Raw genomic sequence first — 17,209 nt, forward strand, 5'->3', positions numbered from 1 at the left:
TACCCAGGATAAACCTGCAAGGCCGAGCTGGAATGACGTAGGCTCAAATGTGTGCAGATATTCGATTGCGCTGAACTTTAGAGCGCATGTTCGATCGTGCGAAACGAGTCCGCCTGACCCTGTTACAATTCGTAAGAATTGAGAAAACATCAGGCAAAACTTGACGCTGATTGTACCTATGCTCCTAATCGGGGCATTGGCGTTCGGGCACCATCCCGGACCCGCCATTTCCGGCCCGGGGAGGGGTCGGGTGGGGAGGAGAAAGAGATTGGCTCAGACGCAGTCGGGCGCTGAAGGGATGCAGTCCCTTCCGGCGCTGCTACATCGCAATGCGACAGAGTTCGGGGATACCCCGGCTTATCGGGAAAAGGAATTCGGGATCTGGCAATGCTGGACCTGGGCGGAGGCCGCCAAGGAAATCCGCGCCATCGCGCTTGGGTTTCTGGAGTTGGGCGTCGAGAAGGGCGACCACATCGCCGTCATTGGTCGCAACCGTCCGGCGCATTATTGGTCAATGGTCGCGGCGCAGATGGTGGGCGCGGTTCCGGTGCCTCTGTATCAGGACTCGGTCGCCGAAGAGATGGCCTATGTGCTGGAGCATTGCGGTGCGAATTTTGTCGTCTGCGGTGATCAGGAACAGGTCGACAAGGTCATCGAGATTCAGGAAAATCTGCATCAGGTCAAACACATCCTCTATACCGACAAGCGCGGGATGCGGAAGTATGACCACTCGCAGATGAACGCGCTTGAGGACATTATGGCCGAGGGCAGCGCTGGGCACGCGCGGTTCGATACCGAGCTGGACAAGCGTATCGCGGCGATCACCTATGACGATACCTGCGTGATGCTGTATACCTCAGGGACAACAGGCAAGCCCAAGGGTGTGGTGCTGTCGAACCGGAATGTCATTGAAAGTGCAAAGAACTCGGCCGAGTTCGATCATCTGACCCGGAACGAAGACATTCTGTCTTACCTGCCGATGGCCTGGGTGGGCGATTTCATCTTCTCGATCGGTCAGGCCTATTGGTGCGGCTTCTGTGTGAACTGCCCCGAGAGCGCCGACACGATGATGACGGACCTGCGCGAGATCGGACCGACCTATTTCTTTGCCCCGCCGCGCGTTTTTGAAACGCAGCTGACCAATGTGATGATCCGGATGGAGGATGCGGGCAAGCTGAAGCGCAATATGTTCCATCATTTCATGGCACATGCCAAGAAGGTCGGTGGTCTGTTGCTGGACGGCAAGCCGGTGGGCTTTGGCGACAAGCTGAAATACGCGCTGGGCAATATGCTGGTTTACGGCCCGTTGAAGGATACGCTCGGCTATGGCCGGTTCCGCGTCGGCTATACGGCGGGTGAGGCCATCGGGCCGGAAATCTTTGATTTCTACCGCTCTTTGGGCATCAACCTGAAGCAGCTTTATGGTCAGACCGAAGCGACTGTCTTTATCACCCAACAGCCGGACGGAGAGGTGCGGGCGGATACGGTCGGCGTTCCAGCCCCTGCGGTCGAATTGAAAATCGACGATACGGGCGAGATCCACTACCGCTCACCCGGTGTGTTTGTCGAATACTACAACAACCCGGACTCGACGGCCTCGACCAAGGATGCTGAGGGTTGGGTTGCGACCGGGGACGCGGGGTTCATCGAGGAAAGCTCGGGCCACTTGCGGATCATCGACCGCGCCAAGGATGTGGGCAAAATGGCTGACGGGTCGATGTTCGCCCCGAAGTATGTCGAGAACAAGCTGAAATTCTATCCCGATATTCTTGAGGTCGTTCTGTTCGGGAACGGCAAGGATCGCTGCGTGGCCTTCATCAATATCGACCTGACGGCGGTCGGAAACTGGGCCGAGCGCAACAACGTGGCTTACGCGTCCTACCAGGAACTGGCGGGACATCCGCGTGTGTTAGAGACGATTAAGGCCCACGTGGAAGAGGTTAACAAATCGGTCGCTGCGGATGAGATGCTGTCGGGCTGTCAGGTGCATCGCTTTGTGGTTCTGCATAAGGAACTGGATGCCGATGATGGCGAGATGACCCGGACCCGCAAGGTACGGCGCGGTTTTGTCGAGGACAAGTTCCACGACATTATCGCCGCGCTTTATGACGGGTCCTCGAGCGTTTCAACGACGACCGAAGTGACCTATGAGGATGGGCGCAAGGGGTCGATTTCTGCGACGCTTGAGATCGTTGATGCGCCGGTTGTGTCGGTCGCGCATCACAAGGTTGCGGCGGAATGATGGGCCGTTCGAGCGCCGCTCGACCTGCGGTCATCGCCCCGCCCGCCGTCCCGTTTTTGCGTAAGTCTGGGAGAGACTGATGCTGGATAATTCCGAAGGATATGTCACCGAAGACGGCCGCAAGATCGGCGGCGTGGTGATGGAGATGAAAAACATCACCCTGCGATTTGGCGGCGTGGTGGCGATCAAGGATATCTCGTTTGATATTCGCGAGGGCGAAATCCGCGCCATTATCGGGCCGAATGGGGCGGGCAAGTCCTCGATGCTGAATGTGATCTCGGGGTTTTATGTCCCGCAGGAGGGGGAGGTTTGGTTCCACGGCTCCAAGCGCCCTCCGATGCGGCCGTTTGAGGTGGCACAGCAGGGGATTGCGCGGACCTTCCAGAACATTGCCCTGTTCGAAGGCATGAGCGTCCTGGACAACGTCATGACCGGACGCCTGAGCTTTATGAAGACCAATATCCTTCAGCAGGCTTGGTGGAAGGGGAAGGCCGAAGCGGAAGAGACCGAAAATCGTGAGGCGGTTGAGAGGATCATTGACTTCCTCGAGATCCAGCACATCCGCAAGACGCCTGTGTCACGCCTGCCCTACGGGTTGAAGAAGCGGGTGGAGCTTGCGCGTGCTCTGGCGGCGGAGCCGAAGCTGCTGCTGTTGGATGAACCCATGGCGGGCATGAACGTCGAAGAGAAAGAGGATATGAGCCGCTTCATCCTCGATGTGAATGATGAATTTGGCACCACCATCGCTCTGATCGAACACGACATGGGCGTGGTGATGGATCTAAGCGATCGGGTCGTCGTGATGGATTACGGCAAGAAAATTGGCGACGGCACGCCCGACGAGGTGCGCAACAACCAAGAGGTCATCGACGCCTATCTGGGGGTCAGCCATGACTGACATCGGATTAGTAAATTGGGGGGGCACCTATGCCTGAACAACTCGTATTTGCGATGGAGGTCATCCTCAACGGTCTGATGGCCGGGGTGCTTTATGCGCTGGTCGCGCTGGGCTTTGTGCTGATCTACAAGGCCTCGGGGATTTTCAATTATGCCCAAGGGGTTATGGCGCTTTTTGCGGCGATGACGCTGGTTGGGATCATGAAGGGGCAGGTGCCGTTTGCCCATCTGATCAATGCGATTTTCGGGACGCATATCCACTACTTTGGCTGGAACGTGCCTGCGCTCTTGGCGATCCTTTTGACCATGGCGGTGATGGTATTGCTGGCCTGGGCGGTGCAGCGCTTCGTCATGCGCCATCTAGTCGGACAAGAGCCGATCATTCTGTTCATGGCCACCATTGGTCTGGCTTACTTCCTTGAGGGCGTGGCCGACCTGATGTGGGGGTCTGAGATCAAGACGCTTGACGTAGGTCTGCCGCAAGGCATCAACCTGTGGATTGATGAAACGACCTACAACATCTTCGACTACGGCTTCTTCATCGACAATCTGGACATCGTGGCGACGATCATCGCGGCGCTTCTGGTGGCAGCTCTGGTCGCATTCAGCCAGTACACCAAACAGGGCCGGGCGATGCGCGCTGTTGCAGATGACCATCAGGCAGCGCTGTCAGTTGGCATCTCACTGAACTTCATTTGGGTCATGGTCTGGTCGGTCGCAGGGTTCGTCGCTCTGGTCGCAGGGATCATGTGGGGCACCAAATCGGGCGTTCAGTTCTCGCTGTCGCTGATCGCGCTCAAGGCTTTGCCGGTATTGATGCTGGGCGGCTTCACCTCGATCCCCGGAGCCATCGTCGGCGGGCTGATCATCGGCGTGGGCGAGAAGCTGTTCGAATTCGCCTTAGGACCTGCGCTGGGCGGCGCGACTGAGAACTGGTTTGCCTACGTGCTGGCGCTGATCTTCCTCGTGTTCCGACCTCAGGGCCTGTTCGGCGAGAAGATCATCGAGAGGGTTTAGCGATGACCAAGCTGATCGCCATCATCAACGTCATCGCATGGGCCGGGTTCTGGGCGTTTGGGTATATAGCCCTGACCTCGGACGATCTTTCCGAAGGCCAGCTGACCATCGCGGCAATCCTGGCTTTTGCGGGTCTGATCATGGGCGTTCTGGCCTATTTGAAACTGGTCCGCGCGTCTGAGGCGAGCGGATACGCCAAGGGCTCAAACCAATTGGACGCCGCGGCCCGGAACCGGGCGCAGGAAGAATGGGGAAAGTAAGATATGTTCTATCGTGAGGCCGGGGACTTCAAAACCTCGTACATTGCTGACAGCCAGACTTTCCCGATCAAGTTTGACCGGTATCGCTACTATGTCGTGCTGGCGGTGGCGTTCGGGATCATACCCTTCATCATCAACGATTATTGGGCCAACGCCCTGCTGCTGCCCTTTCTGATCTACGCCATCGCGGCGATCGGGCTGAACATCCTTGTGGGCTATTGCGGGCAGGTCTCGCTGGGGACCGGAGGGTTCATGGCTGTGGGTGCCTATGCCTGCTACAAGCTGATGACTGCTTTCCCGGATGTCAGCATGTTCATCCACGTGATCCTTGCCGGAGGTATCACGGCCTTTGTGGGCGTGTTGTTCGGCTTGCCGAGCCTGCGGATCAAGGGGTTCTATCTGGCCGTGGCGACGCTTGCGGCGCAGTTCTTTTTGGTCTGGCTGTTTAACCGAGTGCCGTGGTTCTACAACTACTCGGCTTCGGGTCAGATCAACGCGCCGGAACGGGATGTGTTTGGTATCATCATAACCGGTCCAAATGCTCCGGCATGGGCGACCTATCTGTTCTGCCTGATTTTCCTGACCGTCTGCGCCATCCTCGCGCGCAACCTGACGCGGGGCACCACGGGCCGGACCTGGATGGCGATCCGAGACATGGATATCGCTGCCGAAATCATTGGCGTGAACCCCCTCAAGGCCAAATTGACCGCCTTTGCCGTCAGCTCGTTCTTCGTAGGCATCGCAGGGGCGCTGTTCTTCGCGGTCTATCTGGGCGCGGTCGAAGTCGGTGAGGTCTTTGGCATCCAGAAATCATTCCTAGTGCTGTTCATGGTCATTATCGGTGGATTAGGGTCTATTTTTGGGTCCTTTGCAGGGGCGGCTTTCCTTGTGCTGTTGCCGGTCGTGCTGAAGTTGATCGGTGTAGACCTGCTGGGTTGGCCCACGGACATTGTGGCGCACCTGAACCTCGTGATCGTAGGCGGGCTGATCATCATGTTCCTGATCCTCGAACCACATGGGCTGGCGCAGCTTTGGCGTGTCGCCAAGGAGAAACTCAGACTCTGGCCATTCCCGCACTAGGGACAGGCCCAATCAAAAAAGACGGGCGCAAACGCCCGAAACCACCATCGGATCAATCAAGGGAGGAGACACCCGATGAACAAGAAACTGGCAACCCTGGCGCTGGGCGCCGTGATGGCCGCAGGCCCGGTCATGGCCGACCTTGTGTTCCCGTCGCTCAGCTACCGGACGGGTCCCTACGCGGCAGGCGGTATTCCGTTTGCTGACGGTTACGCCGACTATTTCACCCTGCTGAATGAACGCGATGGCGGCATCGGGGGTGTTCCAGCCAAGGTTATCGAATGCGAAACCGGCTATAACACTGAAAAAGGTGTGGAATGCTATGAATCGACCAAGGGCGAAGGTGCGCTGGTCTATCAACCGCTGTCCACCGGAATTACCTATCAGCTGATCCCGAAAGTGACGGCAGATGGCATTCCCTTGCACACAATGGGATATGGCCGGACCTCGGCTGCGAATGGCGAGGTGTTCAGCCACGTGTTCAACTATCCGGCCAACTACTGGAACGGAGCTTCGGGCGCGATTAACTATCTGCTGGATGAAAACGGCGGAGACCTGAGCGGCAAGAAAATCGCGTTGGTCTACCACAACTCTGCCTACGGCAAAGAGCCGATCCGCACTCTGGAAACGCTGGCCGAAAAGCACGGCTATGAGCTGTCTCTGCTGCCTGTCGACCACCCAGGTCAGGAGCAGAAGTCGCAGTGGCTGCAAATCCGCCGCGAAAAGCCCGATTTTGTGATCATGTGGGGCTGGGGCGTCATGAACCAAGTTGCGGTTCAGGAAGCGGCCAACATTCGCTTCCCGATGGAGAACTTCATTGGCGTCTGGTGGTCAGGTGCTGAATTCGATGTCGAGCCTGCAGGTGAAAAGGCCACCGGCTACAAGGCCCTGACCTTCACGGGCCTGGGTATGGACTATCCGGTCTATGACGATCTGCAGAAATACGTCGTCGATGCCGGTAAAGCCGCAGGCGCAGGGGATCAACTGGGCACTGTTCAGTACAACCGCGGTCTCTATGCTGCGATGTTGGCGGCTGAAGCGGTAAAGACTGCGCAGGAAATGCACGGCACTGCCGAGATCGACGCGTCAATGATGCGCGATGGCATGGAAGCGTTGGAAATCACCAATGCCAAGATGGAAGGTCTGGGCATGGTCGGTTTCGGGCCGGAATTCTCGGTTTCCTGTGAAAACCATGGCGGCCCCGGTCTTGTGGGCGTGGTCCAGTGGGATGCAGCGGCCGGAACCTGGAACCCGGTTCAGGACTTCAAACCGACAGATGCCGAAGTCATCAACGCTCTGATCGCAGAAGACTCGGCGGCTTATGCGGCTGAAAACAATATCGAAACGCGCTGCAACTAAAGCGCTCTGAACCAAGCGGGGCGGCGGTTTGCTGCCGCCCTGACCCGAACACGCGAACGAGGATAGGCGCTGATGCTGGATGCGGCCCAAACCACGGATGTGCAGGCGGAAACCCTGCTTGAGGTCAACAATATCGAGGTGATCTACAATCACGTGATCCTCGTGCTGAAGGGCGTCAGCCTGACGGTTCCCAAAGGCGGCATCACGGCGCTGCTTGGGGGGAATGGCGCGGGCAAGACCACGACGCTTAAGGCGGTGTCGAACCTACTGCATTCCGAACGGGGTGAGGTCACCAAGGGCTCGATCAAGTATCGCGGCCAAAGCGTTCATGAAAGCGACCCGGCGGATCTGGTGGAAAAAGGCGTCATTCAGGTGATGGAAGGCCGCCACTGTTTCGAACACCTCACGGTCGAGGAAAACCTGCTGACCGGGGCCTATACCCGCAAGGACGGCAATGCCGCGATCCAGAGCGATCTGGAGCTGGTTTACAATTACTTCCCGCGCCTGAAAGAGCGCCGCAAAAGTCAGGCGGGCTATACTTCGGGCGGGGAACAGCAGATGGTCGCGATGGGCCGCGCGCTAATGTCACGGCCCGAGACGATCCTGCTGGATGAACCCTCGATGGGGCTTGCCCCGCAGCTGGTCGAAGAGATTTTCGGCATCGTAAGAGATCTGAACGAGAAAGAAGGCGTTTCGTTCCTATTGGCCGAGCAGAACACCAATGTGGCGCTCAGGTTTGCGCATTACGGCTATATTCTGGAATCCGGTCGCGTGGTGATGGACGGCCCTGCTGCCGAACTACGTGAGAACCCGGATGTGAAGGAATTCTATCTCGGCATGTCGGATGAAGGCCGAAAAAGCTTTCGCGATGTGCGCTCGTACCGCCGCCGCAAGCGGTGGTTGTGATCTGATGGAGGATATGGCGATGACCTATTTCGACGCACTCGAAACGCGCTCGGCGGATCAGCGCGCCTCGGATCAGGCGATGGCGCTGCAGTCGCAACTGGAACGGGCGCGGTCTGCGCCTGGGTTCATGGCGCATTTCGCTGAAATAGACACTAATACGGTGAAAACGGCCGAAGACCTGCCCATGCTACCGGTGCTACGCAAGTCGGACCTGACCCGCGCGCAAGGAGAGCGCCCGCCCTTTGGCGGCTTTACAGTCAAACCGGCGCGGCACTTTCACCATGTGTTCCAATCCCCCGGCCCGATCTATGAGCCTGGCAGCACAGACCACGATTGGTGGCGCATGGGCCGGTTCCTGAACGCTGCCGGTGTCGGCGCGGGCGACATTGTTCAGAATTGCTTCGGCTATCACCTGACGCCTGCGGGCATGATCTTTGAAAACGGCGCACGTGCGGTTGGCGCGGCTGTTCTGCCTGCCGGAACCGGCCAGACCGAGCTGCAGGTGACCGCGGCTCGCGACGTTGGATGCACGGCCTACGCGGGCACGCCGGACTATCTGAAGGTCATTCTGGACAAGGCCGATGCCATGGGCGTTGCGCTGAGTTTCTCAAAGGCCGCTGTGGGTGGGGGCGCGCTGTTCCCCTCGTTGCGGCAGGAATACGCGGATCGCGGCATTGCCTGTCTGCAATGTTATGCCACGGCCGATCTGGGCAATATCGCCTATGAGAGCGCCGCGATGGAGGGGATGATTTTGGACGAACACGTCATCGTCGAAATCGTCACCCCTGGCACCGGAACTCCGGTTGCGACTGGTGAGGTTGGCGAGGTCGTGGTGACCTCTCTCAACCCAGATTACCCGCTGATCCGGTTTGCGACCGGTGACCTGTCGGCCATTATGCCGGGTCAGTCGCCTTGCGGTCGTACGAACGCTCGGATCATGGGATGGATGGGGCGTGCCGATCAGACCACCAAGATCAAGGGCATGTTCGTCCGGCCCGAGCAGGTGGCCGCGCTGGTCGACAAACATGCCGAGATCGTCAAAGCCCGCGTGATTGCGGCCCGTCAGGGTGAGATGGACACAATGACCGTCCAGATCGAAAGCGCTGGTGGCGATGACATGGCTTATGCGAAATCCGTGGCCGAAGTGCTGAAGCTGAAAGGCGCGATCGAGGTTGTGGCCCCGGGGTCCTTGCCCAAGGATGGTCTGGTGATCGAGGATCAGCGGGTCTATGACTGATATCTGCGGCGTTTGATGCCGCAGATTTGTTGCAAGATTTGTTGCTCCGGGCACTGGTGTTTCCTAGCGTTTTAGTCGAGAAAGAAGACGCCCTCGCCACTTACAAGCCCGGACAATGGCCCTGATCGAATATTCTGAAAATGGATCACGAAACCGCGGTGTGCGTGGCACGCGGCTTTTGGCGGCCATTGCCTATGTCGTGGCGGCGGCCTGTCTGTTGCCGATGGTTGCGGTGGTTCTGGCGGCGCTGACCGGTGGCACGGAAACCATCTCGCACCTGGCTGAAACCGTGCTGCCCCGCTACACGATGACCACCGCCATATTGGTGGTCCTGGTGGCTGTTGGCACTTTCAGCATCGGGACCGGAGCCGCTTGGCTGGTGACGATGACGCGGTTCCCCGGCGTGCGCCTGTTGGAGATCGCGCTAGTCCTGCCGCTGGCCTTCCCGGCCTACGTTCTGGCCTATGCCTACACGTTCATATTGGACCATCCCGGTATCGTACAGGCCACGCTGCGCGATGTGACGGGTTGGGGGCCGCGCGACTACTGGTTCCCCGAAATCCGCTCGACCGAGGGCGCGGCGGTGATGCTGACGCTGGTGCTATATCCCTATGTCTACCTGCTGGCGCGGGCAGCGTTCCTGCAGCAAAGCGCTACCGCGTTTCTGGCGGCGCGGGCGTTGGGAAACAGCCCTTGGCTGGCCTTTCGGCGGGTTTCGCTGCCGATGGCGCGTCCTGCCATTGCCGGAGGCGTTCTTCTGGCGATCATGGAGACCATCGCCGATTTCGGAACCGTCTCGTATTTTGGCGTCCAGACCTTCGCCACGGGCATTTATACCAGTTGGTTTTCGCTGGGAGATCGTGCAGGCGCCGCACAACTGGCCTTGTGCTTGCTGACCTTCGCGCTTGTATTGGCTGTGGCTGAACGCACGCGGCGCGGCAAGGCCAAGTATTATCAAGCGGGCAAGCAACATGCAGCTCTGCCCGCAGCGCAACTGACTGGATGGCGCGCGATCGGTGCTTTTGCCCTCTGCGCCATTCCCGTGTTTTTCGGGTTCCTGCTGCCGGTGGTCGTTCTGTTCGAGATGGGGTTGAAATCCGAGCAGAACCTGCTGTCGCCCCGCTACCTCGGCTTCATTCAGAACTCGCTGACTCTTGCCGGGACGGCTGCTGTCATCACAGTTATTGCGGCCGTCAGTGTCGGGTTCTTTCAGCGCTTGAGGCCGGGGCGGCCCTCGACCATCGCGGGTTATATCGCGCGGCTAGGCTATGCGGTGCCGGGTGGAGTGATCGCGGTTGGACTATTGGTGCCTTTTGCCAGCTTTGACAACGCGTTGGACGCGTGGATGCGCGCGACATTTGACGTATCGACCGGCCTGCTAGTGACCGGGTCAATCTGGCTGCTGGTGGCGGCCTATATGGTGCGGTTCCTTGCGGCGGCCCTAAGTGCTTATGAAGGCGGGCAGAGTACGGTTCACGCCAATATGGACGCCGCAGCCCGGTCTTTGGGGCAGACACCTCTGGGCACGCTCAGGCGGGTGCATCTGCCGATCCTGACGCCCTCGTTGCTGACGGCCCTGTTGATCGTATTTGTCGACGTGATGAAGGAATTGCCTGCAACGCTGATCATGCGTCCCTTCAACTTTGACACGCTGGCGGTGCAGGCATACCGGCTGGCCTCGGACGAGCGGCTCGAGGGGGCGGCGGTGCCATCCTTGGTCATTCTGGCCGTTGGATTACTGCCTGTGATCCTGATATGTCGACAAGTCGGACGGCGGTAACACCCGTTGACGAATTATGGCCCGCTTGCGCATCGGGCTTGATTCAGCCGCGTTTTCCGGCAAGGCTTGTGGTATGAACATGCAGCCTCCCAGCCGGTTCCCAACAAACTCGGCCCAGATGCCCGTCGCGTTCGACCGGCGCGAGATGTCCCATATCCTGTCCGTCTATGGCAAGATGGTCGCCGCCGGAGAATGGCGCGACTACGGAATTTCCAACCTGCGCGACATGGCGATTTTTTCGATCTTCCGACGTACCGCCGAGCATCCCATCTACCGGATCGAGAAACACCCCCGCCTGCGCCAAAAGCAGGGGATGTATTCCGTTGTTGGGATGGACGGGCGTATCCTGAAACGCGGCCACGATCTGCGCACGGTTCTAAGGGTGCTCGAGCGCAAGCTGATCCGCTCAGTTTCTCCGGATTAGAGCCTAAAGCTCCGGATGCCGCCCGTAGCCAGTTACGGCGCCGAATTCCTTTTGACCGATACGCGCGATGGCCTCCTCCAGAGGCTCTTTCGCGACGGCCATGTGATATGCGTTTGAGTGCAAAAGCGTATCTTTATCCAGCATCATGCCCACATGACCTTTCCAAAACACCAGATCGCCTCGGCGCAAGCCAGGTTTTGAAATCGGCCTGAAAAACCTAGATTGCATGTCACTATCGCGCGGGCAGGCCATTCCGCAGGACTGATACGCAATCTGAACCAGGCCCGAACAATCAATGCCAAGCCCTGTGTCACCACCGTAGAGGTAAGGGGTGGCAAGAAACTGTTCCGCGACGGTCACAGGATCGGACGCCACCCAGTCCAATTCGGCCAGCTGAGTTTCGCGAATATACCGAGCCGTCGGGACATAACCCTCCTCCTTCACGCAAACCCAGCCGGTTGATCGAATGGCGTTTTCACGGTCCGGGTCACGACGCGGCCAGTATTCAACGAGTGTTCCGAAAGGTAGAATTCTTTCATTCGCGTTTTTGGTCACATCAGGGTGTTCCAACGAGACCGCTCTGGGCACGCAAACTCGATGCGTCGGCTCAATCGGGCGCTTTTGAATTCCGGGTCTGATCCATCCGACATAACCGTCTTTTTTGCGGTATCCGAACAGGGAATTGTCCGTTTTGTCGAGAATGATAAAGACTTCTCCGGACACCATTTGGCACTGACGAGTGCCATTGGGTTCGTCCAGAATGTCCTCTACGAACCTTTGAATCCGAAAGGGTTCGCCGTCTGTAAAAACCTCAGCCTCGACCTGACCTTTCAGGGAAGAATGCGCGAACCGTCCGTTGAAGGGTAAGAGCCTGCGATCTGTCATAGGCCCAAAATCTCGGGCAGTGCGGTCAGCAGGGCGCGTGGGCCTTGCCCCAATCCACCCTTACTGCGACCCGGTTGTTTGCTGGGCTGCCAGGAATAGATGTCGAAATGCATGTAATTGCTGTTTTCGACAAAGCGGCGCAGGAACAGGGCTGCGGTGATCGACCCCGCGAACCCGCCCGAGGGCGCGTTGTCCAGATCGGCAATGCCAGGTTCGATCATCGTCTCATAGGGTGTGTGGAAGGGCATGCGCCAGACTGGATCAGCGGCTTGGGCGGCAGCTTTGCTCAGCGCCCCGGCGGCGCGATCGTCATCTGTGTAGAACGGTGCCAGATCGGGCCCCACGGCCACGCGCGCCGCGCCGGTCAGGGTCGCCATCGAGATCACGAGGTCCGGTTTCCCCTCATCCGCCAGCTCCAGCGCGTCGGCCAGAACCAGCCGCCCCTCTGCATCGGTGTTGTTGATCTCGACCGTCAAACCCTTACGAGAGGTCAGGATATCTCCGGGACGGAAGGCGTTGCTCGCGACCGCATTCTCGACCGCCGGGATCAGCACCCGCAGTTGCAGCGGCAGGTTCAGCGCCATGATCATCCGGGCAAGGCCCAGAACATTGGCGGCACCCCCCATGTCCTTTTTCATCAGACCCATCGACGCGCCCGGTTTCAGGTTCAGCCCGCCGGTATCGAAACACACACCCTTGCCGACGAGCGTCAGCGTCGGCCCGCGCGCGCCCCAATTCATCTCGATCAGTCGCGGGGCCTGATCTGCGGCGCGCCCAACCGTATGAATCATAGGGAAATTCTGCTCCAGTAGCGCGTCTCCGGTGATCGTTTTGCACGTGGCTCCGAATTCGTCCGCCAACGCCTCGGCTGCCGCTTGCAGTTGATCCGGCCCCATATCGGAGGCTGGCGTGTTGACCAGATCGCGGGTCAGCGCCTCGGCATTTGCCAGTACCTCTAACCGCGCGGCATCAACGCCTTCAGGGGCAACCAGTCGCGCCTTGGCGGCGGATTGAGGCGCATAGCGATCAAAGGCGTAGCCGGTCAGCAACCAGCCCAGACACTCCATCTCCAGATGTTCCGCCGGGACGCCGGCCGCGATGTGGTAGCTGCCTTCGGGCAGCGCATCCGCGGCAGCGGCCAGAGGGAACCGCTTGCGGGCGCGCTTGCCCTCGGTCCCGTATCCGGCCAGCGCGAACCCCGCACCGCCTTCCGTGCTTGGAACCGTCAGGACCTGACCCAAAGCGCCCTTGAACCCGTTTGCCGTTACCCAATTTCGGATGTGATCGGACTGACCGGCCAGCCAATCGTCCAGATCAGGTTGCGCCACCACATGCAGCGGCACAGAGGTGTCAGAGGGTTGGGCAAAGCTGAGGGTCATAGTCGTCTCGGGCTGAATGAATTTGCGACCAGACTATCCGCCTGCGGCCTGCCCGCAACCCCCGTCACACCGAAAGGTCCTGCTGATCCCAGATCGCGGTCAGAGAGCGCTCTCCAACCCGGATCAACCGCCCCAGCGTTGCACCTGCTGCAACGGCATCGCCCGCATCTACGGCGCCGGTGACATCGCTCGCAACCCGCGCCAGCGCCGTCATTCCAATCTGATCGGCGATTGCCACCAGCGACTTGGCGCATTTGCGCAAGGCCTCCCAATCGCGCTGCCGCCAGTGCCGTTCGCAATTCGATAAGCGCACGGCCAGTTCCTCGACCGTGCGGCACAGCACGTCCAGCGCGTTCTTGTCGCCCAATTGCCGGTACAGCCCGCTGAGGCGATCCGGATCCAGTCGCACGGTTTCCTTGTGTTCAAGCCTGATTATGTTTTCCACCACATTCACCCTAGTTTCATCGCCCCCACGGCGTGGCATTGATCCTTGCTGTCAATTCCTTTGCAAAACCTTGCGATGAATTTGGATAATGGCTCGAATTTTTCTTGAATTCGGTTTACAGCAGCCTACGCAACGAAAGACGGGAATGCCGAAATGGATTTAGCCAAACCTTTGCCGACCTATCTGGTGAAACGGTATCACGGCTGGAAAGCGACGACCTATTCCGAAAATCAGGTCTGGTATCGGCGTTTGGCGGATGAGGGGCAGCGCCCCCGTGCGATGGTGATTTGCTGTTGCGACAGCCGCGTTCATGTGACCGCGATCTTCGGTGCCGATCAGGGCGAGTTCTTCATTCACCGCAACATTGCCAACCTGGTGCCCCCTTACGCTCCGGATGGGGATCACCACGGGACCAGTGCAGCCATCGAATATGCGGTGACCGCGTTGAAAGTGGCGCATCTGATCGTGCTTGGTCATTCGCAATGCGGTGGGGTGCAGGGCTGTATCGACATGTGCAAGGGTGAAGCTCCGCAGCTGGAAGCAAAAGAAAGCTTTGTTGGCCGTTGGATGGATATCCTCAAGCCCAAGTATGAACAGGTTGCGGATATCGAAGATGGCGTCGAGCAGGCCCGCCAGTTTGAACGTCAGGCCGTCGTTGCGTCGTTGGAAAACCTGATGACGTTCCCTTTTGTTTCCGACGCGGTCAAGAACGACACGCTCAGCCTGCACGGGCTTTGGACAGATATCGGCGCGGGCGGGTTGGAGTGTTTCGACCCCTATCAGAAAAAGTTCGTTCCGGTCTGACGCCCTAGCATCGCGTTAAACGGCAGTTCCATCCAATTTTCTATGATATGCTCCGGACAAAGGAATTACCCTTTGGAGCATATTATGAAATTGATTAAACGCGTTTTTCTTGGCCTGATCGTTCTTGTACTAGCACTGGTCGGCGTCGCGTAGTTGCTGCCCTCAAAAGCTGATGTATCCCGCAGTATCACCATCAACGCCGCGCCTGAGGTGATCTTTCCCTATCTGAACTCGATGCAGCAGACCGAGCATTGGTCACCCTGGTTGCACCGGGACCCAGAGACCAAGCTGACCTATTCCGGGCCAGAGTCGGGGGTTGGGAATATTTTGAACTGGAGCTCTGACGATCCGCAGGTCGGCACCGGATCGCAAGAGATTGTCGCGAGCGTCGAAAACCAAAGCATCCAGACCGCGCTTGATTTCGGCCCGATGGGGACCGCCACAGCCGCATTCCTGCTGCAGCCCGATGAAGATCAGACGCAGGTGACATGGGGCTTCGAGTCTGAGTTGGGCATGAATCCGATGTCTCGTTGGATGGGGGTAATGATGGACCGCTGGCTTGGCCCGAACTATGAGCGCGGTCTGATGAACCTCAAGGTTTTGGTGGAAGGGCAGGGATAGCCCTTCCCTCGGAAACGCCCTTTAATTGCGTTTTGGTTCCGTCGCCAGCCAAGGCTGTTCGACTTTCATCCCCTGATAAATCGCGTGCAGGAAGGTATGTGCAACAACCGGATCGTTAGAAAAGGGTGAGACGTCCAGCTTTCCTTCTCGGATGCCTTCTTTAGCTTCGTAGACAACTGTATTGTTCTTCACGGTCACCAGAACCTGTAGCTCGGCCAGGGTTTCGGGGTCCACCGCCGTCGGATCGTCCGAAAGGATTACGAAGTCAGCTACCTTCCCAACCTCGATCGAGCCCTTCTGATCCTCTTCGAAATGCTGCCATGCGGGCCAAATTGTCATGGCCTTGAGCGCGGTCATGACATCGACACGTTGATGAGGGCCAAGGATGTCGCCTGACCGGGTACGTCGCGTCACTGTCGCGGCCAGAACACGCATGCTGTCGGGCAAAGCGACCGGCGCGTCGTGATGCGTCCCGAACATCATTTCACGCTCTCGTATCCATCCGGTCGGCGAGATATTCTCACCGTTGATCGGGCCGACGGTATGGTCGCGATGCCAGTCTCCCCAATAAAAGGTGTGCATTGGAAAGACAGATGGGAAAACGCCCAAGCGCTTGAAACTGACGACCTGATCCTCGCGCAGAAACTGGCCATGGATCAAAACCGGACGATTTCCGGGGTCGCCGTATTTCATTTGGGCTTCTTCCAGAGCGGCGATCAGCATGTCCGATGCGCCTTCGCCATTGGAATGCACCAGGATCTGAATGCCGTTCTCATAGCACCAGTTCACCGCGTCCTGAAGCTGCTCCATCGTGATCGCGGAATAGCCCGCGTAGCCTGCGGGGTAAGAGCCAACCGGATCGTAGTAGGGACGGTCGCGCAGCGCCGTGAAACCCTGGGGCGAGCCATCAATGGTCAGCTTGCAGCCGCCCACACGGACCCTATTCGTGTAGTCCCCTGAGACATTGCTACCAATGTAGTCCTGCGCCTCCAGAACGTCAGGAAAGGCAACCACGTCAATGGGCAGTTCGCCATTGGCCCCAACCTTTTTCAGCACCTCGACGATCTCACCGGATGATCGGCCCTCTTGCCCGGTGGTGTATCCGAACCGCGCCCAAAGCGCGCTGCCGGCACGGGCAAATTCAGCCAGACCGTCTTCGCCCAGATCGCCGAGAAGAGGCACTAACAAGGCGAAAAACGCGTATTCCTCTAGCACTCCGTTGGGTTCTCCGTTTTCATCCCGCTGGATAACGCCGCCTGGCGGCGCTTCGGATTCGGCCGTGATGCCCGCCAGTTCCAGTGCCTTTGAGTTGCCCACACCCAAATGTCCGGATTGGTGGATGATCACGACGGGTATGGTGGTGGAAACAGCATCCAGATCCTGGCGCGTGGGATGCCGCAGCTCGGCCAGTTGCGCATTGTCATACCCAAAGCCAATGATCATGTTCGCGTTTTCCACGGCTTCGGCATTTGCCTCGGCCCAAGCTGTCAGAGTGGCCTGCAGGCTGGCGATGTCTGTCACCTCTCCGTCCGGAGGTGCCAGCATGTTGGCCGACAAGGCTTGCAGCCCGCCCATCACAACGTGCCCGTGGCTGTCGACAAATCCAGGCAACATTGCGCGCCCTGCCAGATCAAACGCTGTGGTCCCATCGCCTTGATGCGCGGCCATATCTGCAAGCGATCCAACTGCCAGAATGCGGCCATCGCGGACCGCCACGGCCTCGGCCGAGGGCTGGTCATCATTGATCGTCAGAATGGGACCGCCGGAATAGATCGTATCGGCTATCTCTTGTGATGTCGCGGACAGCGGAGAAAGAGTGGCGAGTATTATGAAAGGAACAGAGAAAATGCGCATCGTGAAACCCTTTGGATGG

At 58.6% G+C, this 17,209-nt stretch carries 16 protein-coding genes; 12 read left to right on the plus strand and 4 right to left on the minus strand.

Annotated elements, in window-relative coordinates:
• Positions 1-298 precede the first annotated feature (298 nt).
• The 10 genes from ACRZ95_RS18590 (at position 299) to ACRZ95_RS18635 (ending at position 11,202) form a co-directional block, all read left to right on the plus strand.
• Positions 299-2,242: an AMP-binding protein gene (locus ACRZ95_RS18590; RefSeq protein WP_170680843.1), complete on the plus strand. Its 1,944-nt coding sequence runs from the start codon at positions 299-301 to the stop codon at positions 2,240-2,242.
• Between the two features lie 79 nt (positions 2,243-2,321).
• Positions 2,322-3,140, plus strand: coding sequence for an ABC transporter ATP-binding protein (locus ACRZ95_RS18595; protein WP_170380262.1), 819 nt, complete (start codon positions 2,322-2,324; stop codon positions 3,138-3,140).
• Between the two features lie 29 nt (positions 3,141-3,169).
• Positions 3,170-4,156 carry a branched-chain amino acid ABC transporter permease gene (locus ACRZ95_RS18600; RefSeq protein WP_170462900.1) on the plus strand — a complete coding sequence of 329 codons (987 nt, stop codon included), beginning with the start codon at positions 3,170-3,172 and terminating at the stop codon, positions 4,154-4,156.
• Positions 4,157-4,158: 2 nt separating this feature from the next.
• On the plus strand, positions 4,159-4,416 hold the full coding sequence (locus ACRZ95_RS18605; protein WP_170380264.1) for a hypothetical protein: 258 nt from the start codon (positions 4,159-4,161) through the stop codon (positions 4,414-4,416).
• A gap of 3 nt (positions 4,417-4,419) precedes the next feature.
• Positions 4,420-5,496, plus strand: coding sequence for a branched-chain amino acid ABC transporter permease (locus ACRZ95_RS18610; RefSeq protein ID WP_170380265.1), 1,077 nt, complete (start codon positions 4,420-4,422; stop codon positions 5,494-5,496).
• A 75-nt stretch (positions 5,497-5,571) separates the two neighbouring features.
• On the plus strand, positions 5,572-6,855 hold the full coding sequence (locus ACRZ95_RS18615; RefSeq protein ID WP_170380266.1) for an ABC transporter substrate-binding protein: 1,284 nt from the start codon (positions 5,572-5,574) through the stop codon (positions 6,853-6,855).
• 72 nt (positions 6,856-6,927) lie between these two features.
• Positions 6,928-7,761: an ABC transporter ATP-binding protein gene (locus ACRZ95_RS18620; protein ID WP_170380267.1), complete on the plus strand. Its 834-nt coding sequence runs from the start codon at positions 6,928-6,930 to the stop codon at positions 7,759-7,761.
• A gap of 19 nt (positions 7,762-7,780) precedes the next feature.
• On the plus strand, positions 7,781-8,998 hold the full coding sequence (locus ACRZ95_RS18625; protein ID WP_170680845.1) for an acyl-CoA synthetase family protein: 1,218 nt from the start codon (positions 7,781-7,783) through the stop codon (positions 8,996-8,998).
• A gap of 115 nt (positions 8,999-9,113) precedes the next feature.
• Positions 9,114-10,778, plus strand: a complete 1,665-nt coding sequence (locus ACRZ95_RS18630) for an ABC transporter permease (RefSeq protein WP_170680774.1) — start codon at positions 9,114-9,116, stop codon at positions 10,776-10,778.
• A 73-nt stretch (positions 10,779-10,851) separates the two neighbouring features.
• Entirely contained in the window at positions 10,852-11,202 is a 351-nt protein-coding gene (locus ACRZ95_RS18635) for a DUF2794 domain-containing protein (RefSeq protein ID WP_170380289.1), read from the plus strand.
• Positions 11,203-11,205: 3 nt separating this feature from the next.
• Here the strand turns inward: ACRZ95_RS18635 and ACRZ95_RS18640 are convergent, their stop codons facing one another.
• The 3 genes from ACRZ95_RS18640 to ACRZ95_RS18650 form a co-directional block, all read right to left on the minus strand.
• Entirely contained in the window at positions 11,206-12,087 is an 882-nt protein-coding gene (locus tag ACRZ95_RS18640; RefSeq protein ID WP_170680777.1) for a C40 family peptidase, read from the minus strand.
• A complete protein-coding gene (locus tag ACRZ95_RS18645) occupies positions 12,084-13,466 on the minus strand; it encodes a M17 family metallopeptidase (protein ID WP_170680780.1) in 1,383 nt (460 codons plus the stop codon). The genes ACRZ95_RS18640 and ACRZ95_RS18645 overlap by 4 nt, the downstream gene beginning before the upstream one ends.
• 64 nt (positions 13,467-13,530) lie before the next feature.
• Positions 13,531-13,920 (minus strand): hypothetical protein, encoded by a 390-nt coding sequence (locus ACRZ95_RS18650; protein ID WP_170680847.1) that lies wholly within the window; start codon positions 13,918-13,920, stop codon positions 13,531-13,533.
• A gap of 144 nt (positions 13,921-14,064) precedes the next feature.
• On the opposite strand from ACRZ95_RS18650, the gene ACRZ95_RS18655 reads away from it, so the two are divergent.
• On the plus strand, positions 14,065-14,715 hold the full coding sequence (locus tag ACRZ95_RS18655) for a carbonic anhydrase (protein ID WP_170380271.1): 651 nt from the start codon (positions 14,065-14,067) through the stop codon (positions 14,713-14,715).
• Positions 14,716-14,868: 153 nt separating this feature from the next.
• Positions 14,869-15,336, plus strand: coding sequence for an SRPBCC family protein (locus tag ACRZ95_RS18660; protein WP_480555375.1), 468 nt, complete (start codon positions 14,869-14,871; stop codon positions 15,334-15,336).
• 21 nt (positions 15,337-15,357) lie between these two features.
• Here the strand turns inward: ACRZ95_RS18660 and ACRZ95_RS18665 are convergent, their stop codons facing one another.
• Positions 15,358-17,190, minus strand: coding sequence for an amidohydrolase (locus tag ACRZ95_RS18665; RefSeq protein WP_170680783.1), 1,833 nt, complete (start codon positions 17,188-17,190; stop codon positions 15,358-15,360).
• Positions 17,191-17,209: the final 19 nt, after the last annotated feature.

Source organism: Ruegeria sp. AI3 (assembly GCF_056541245.1).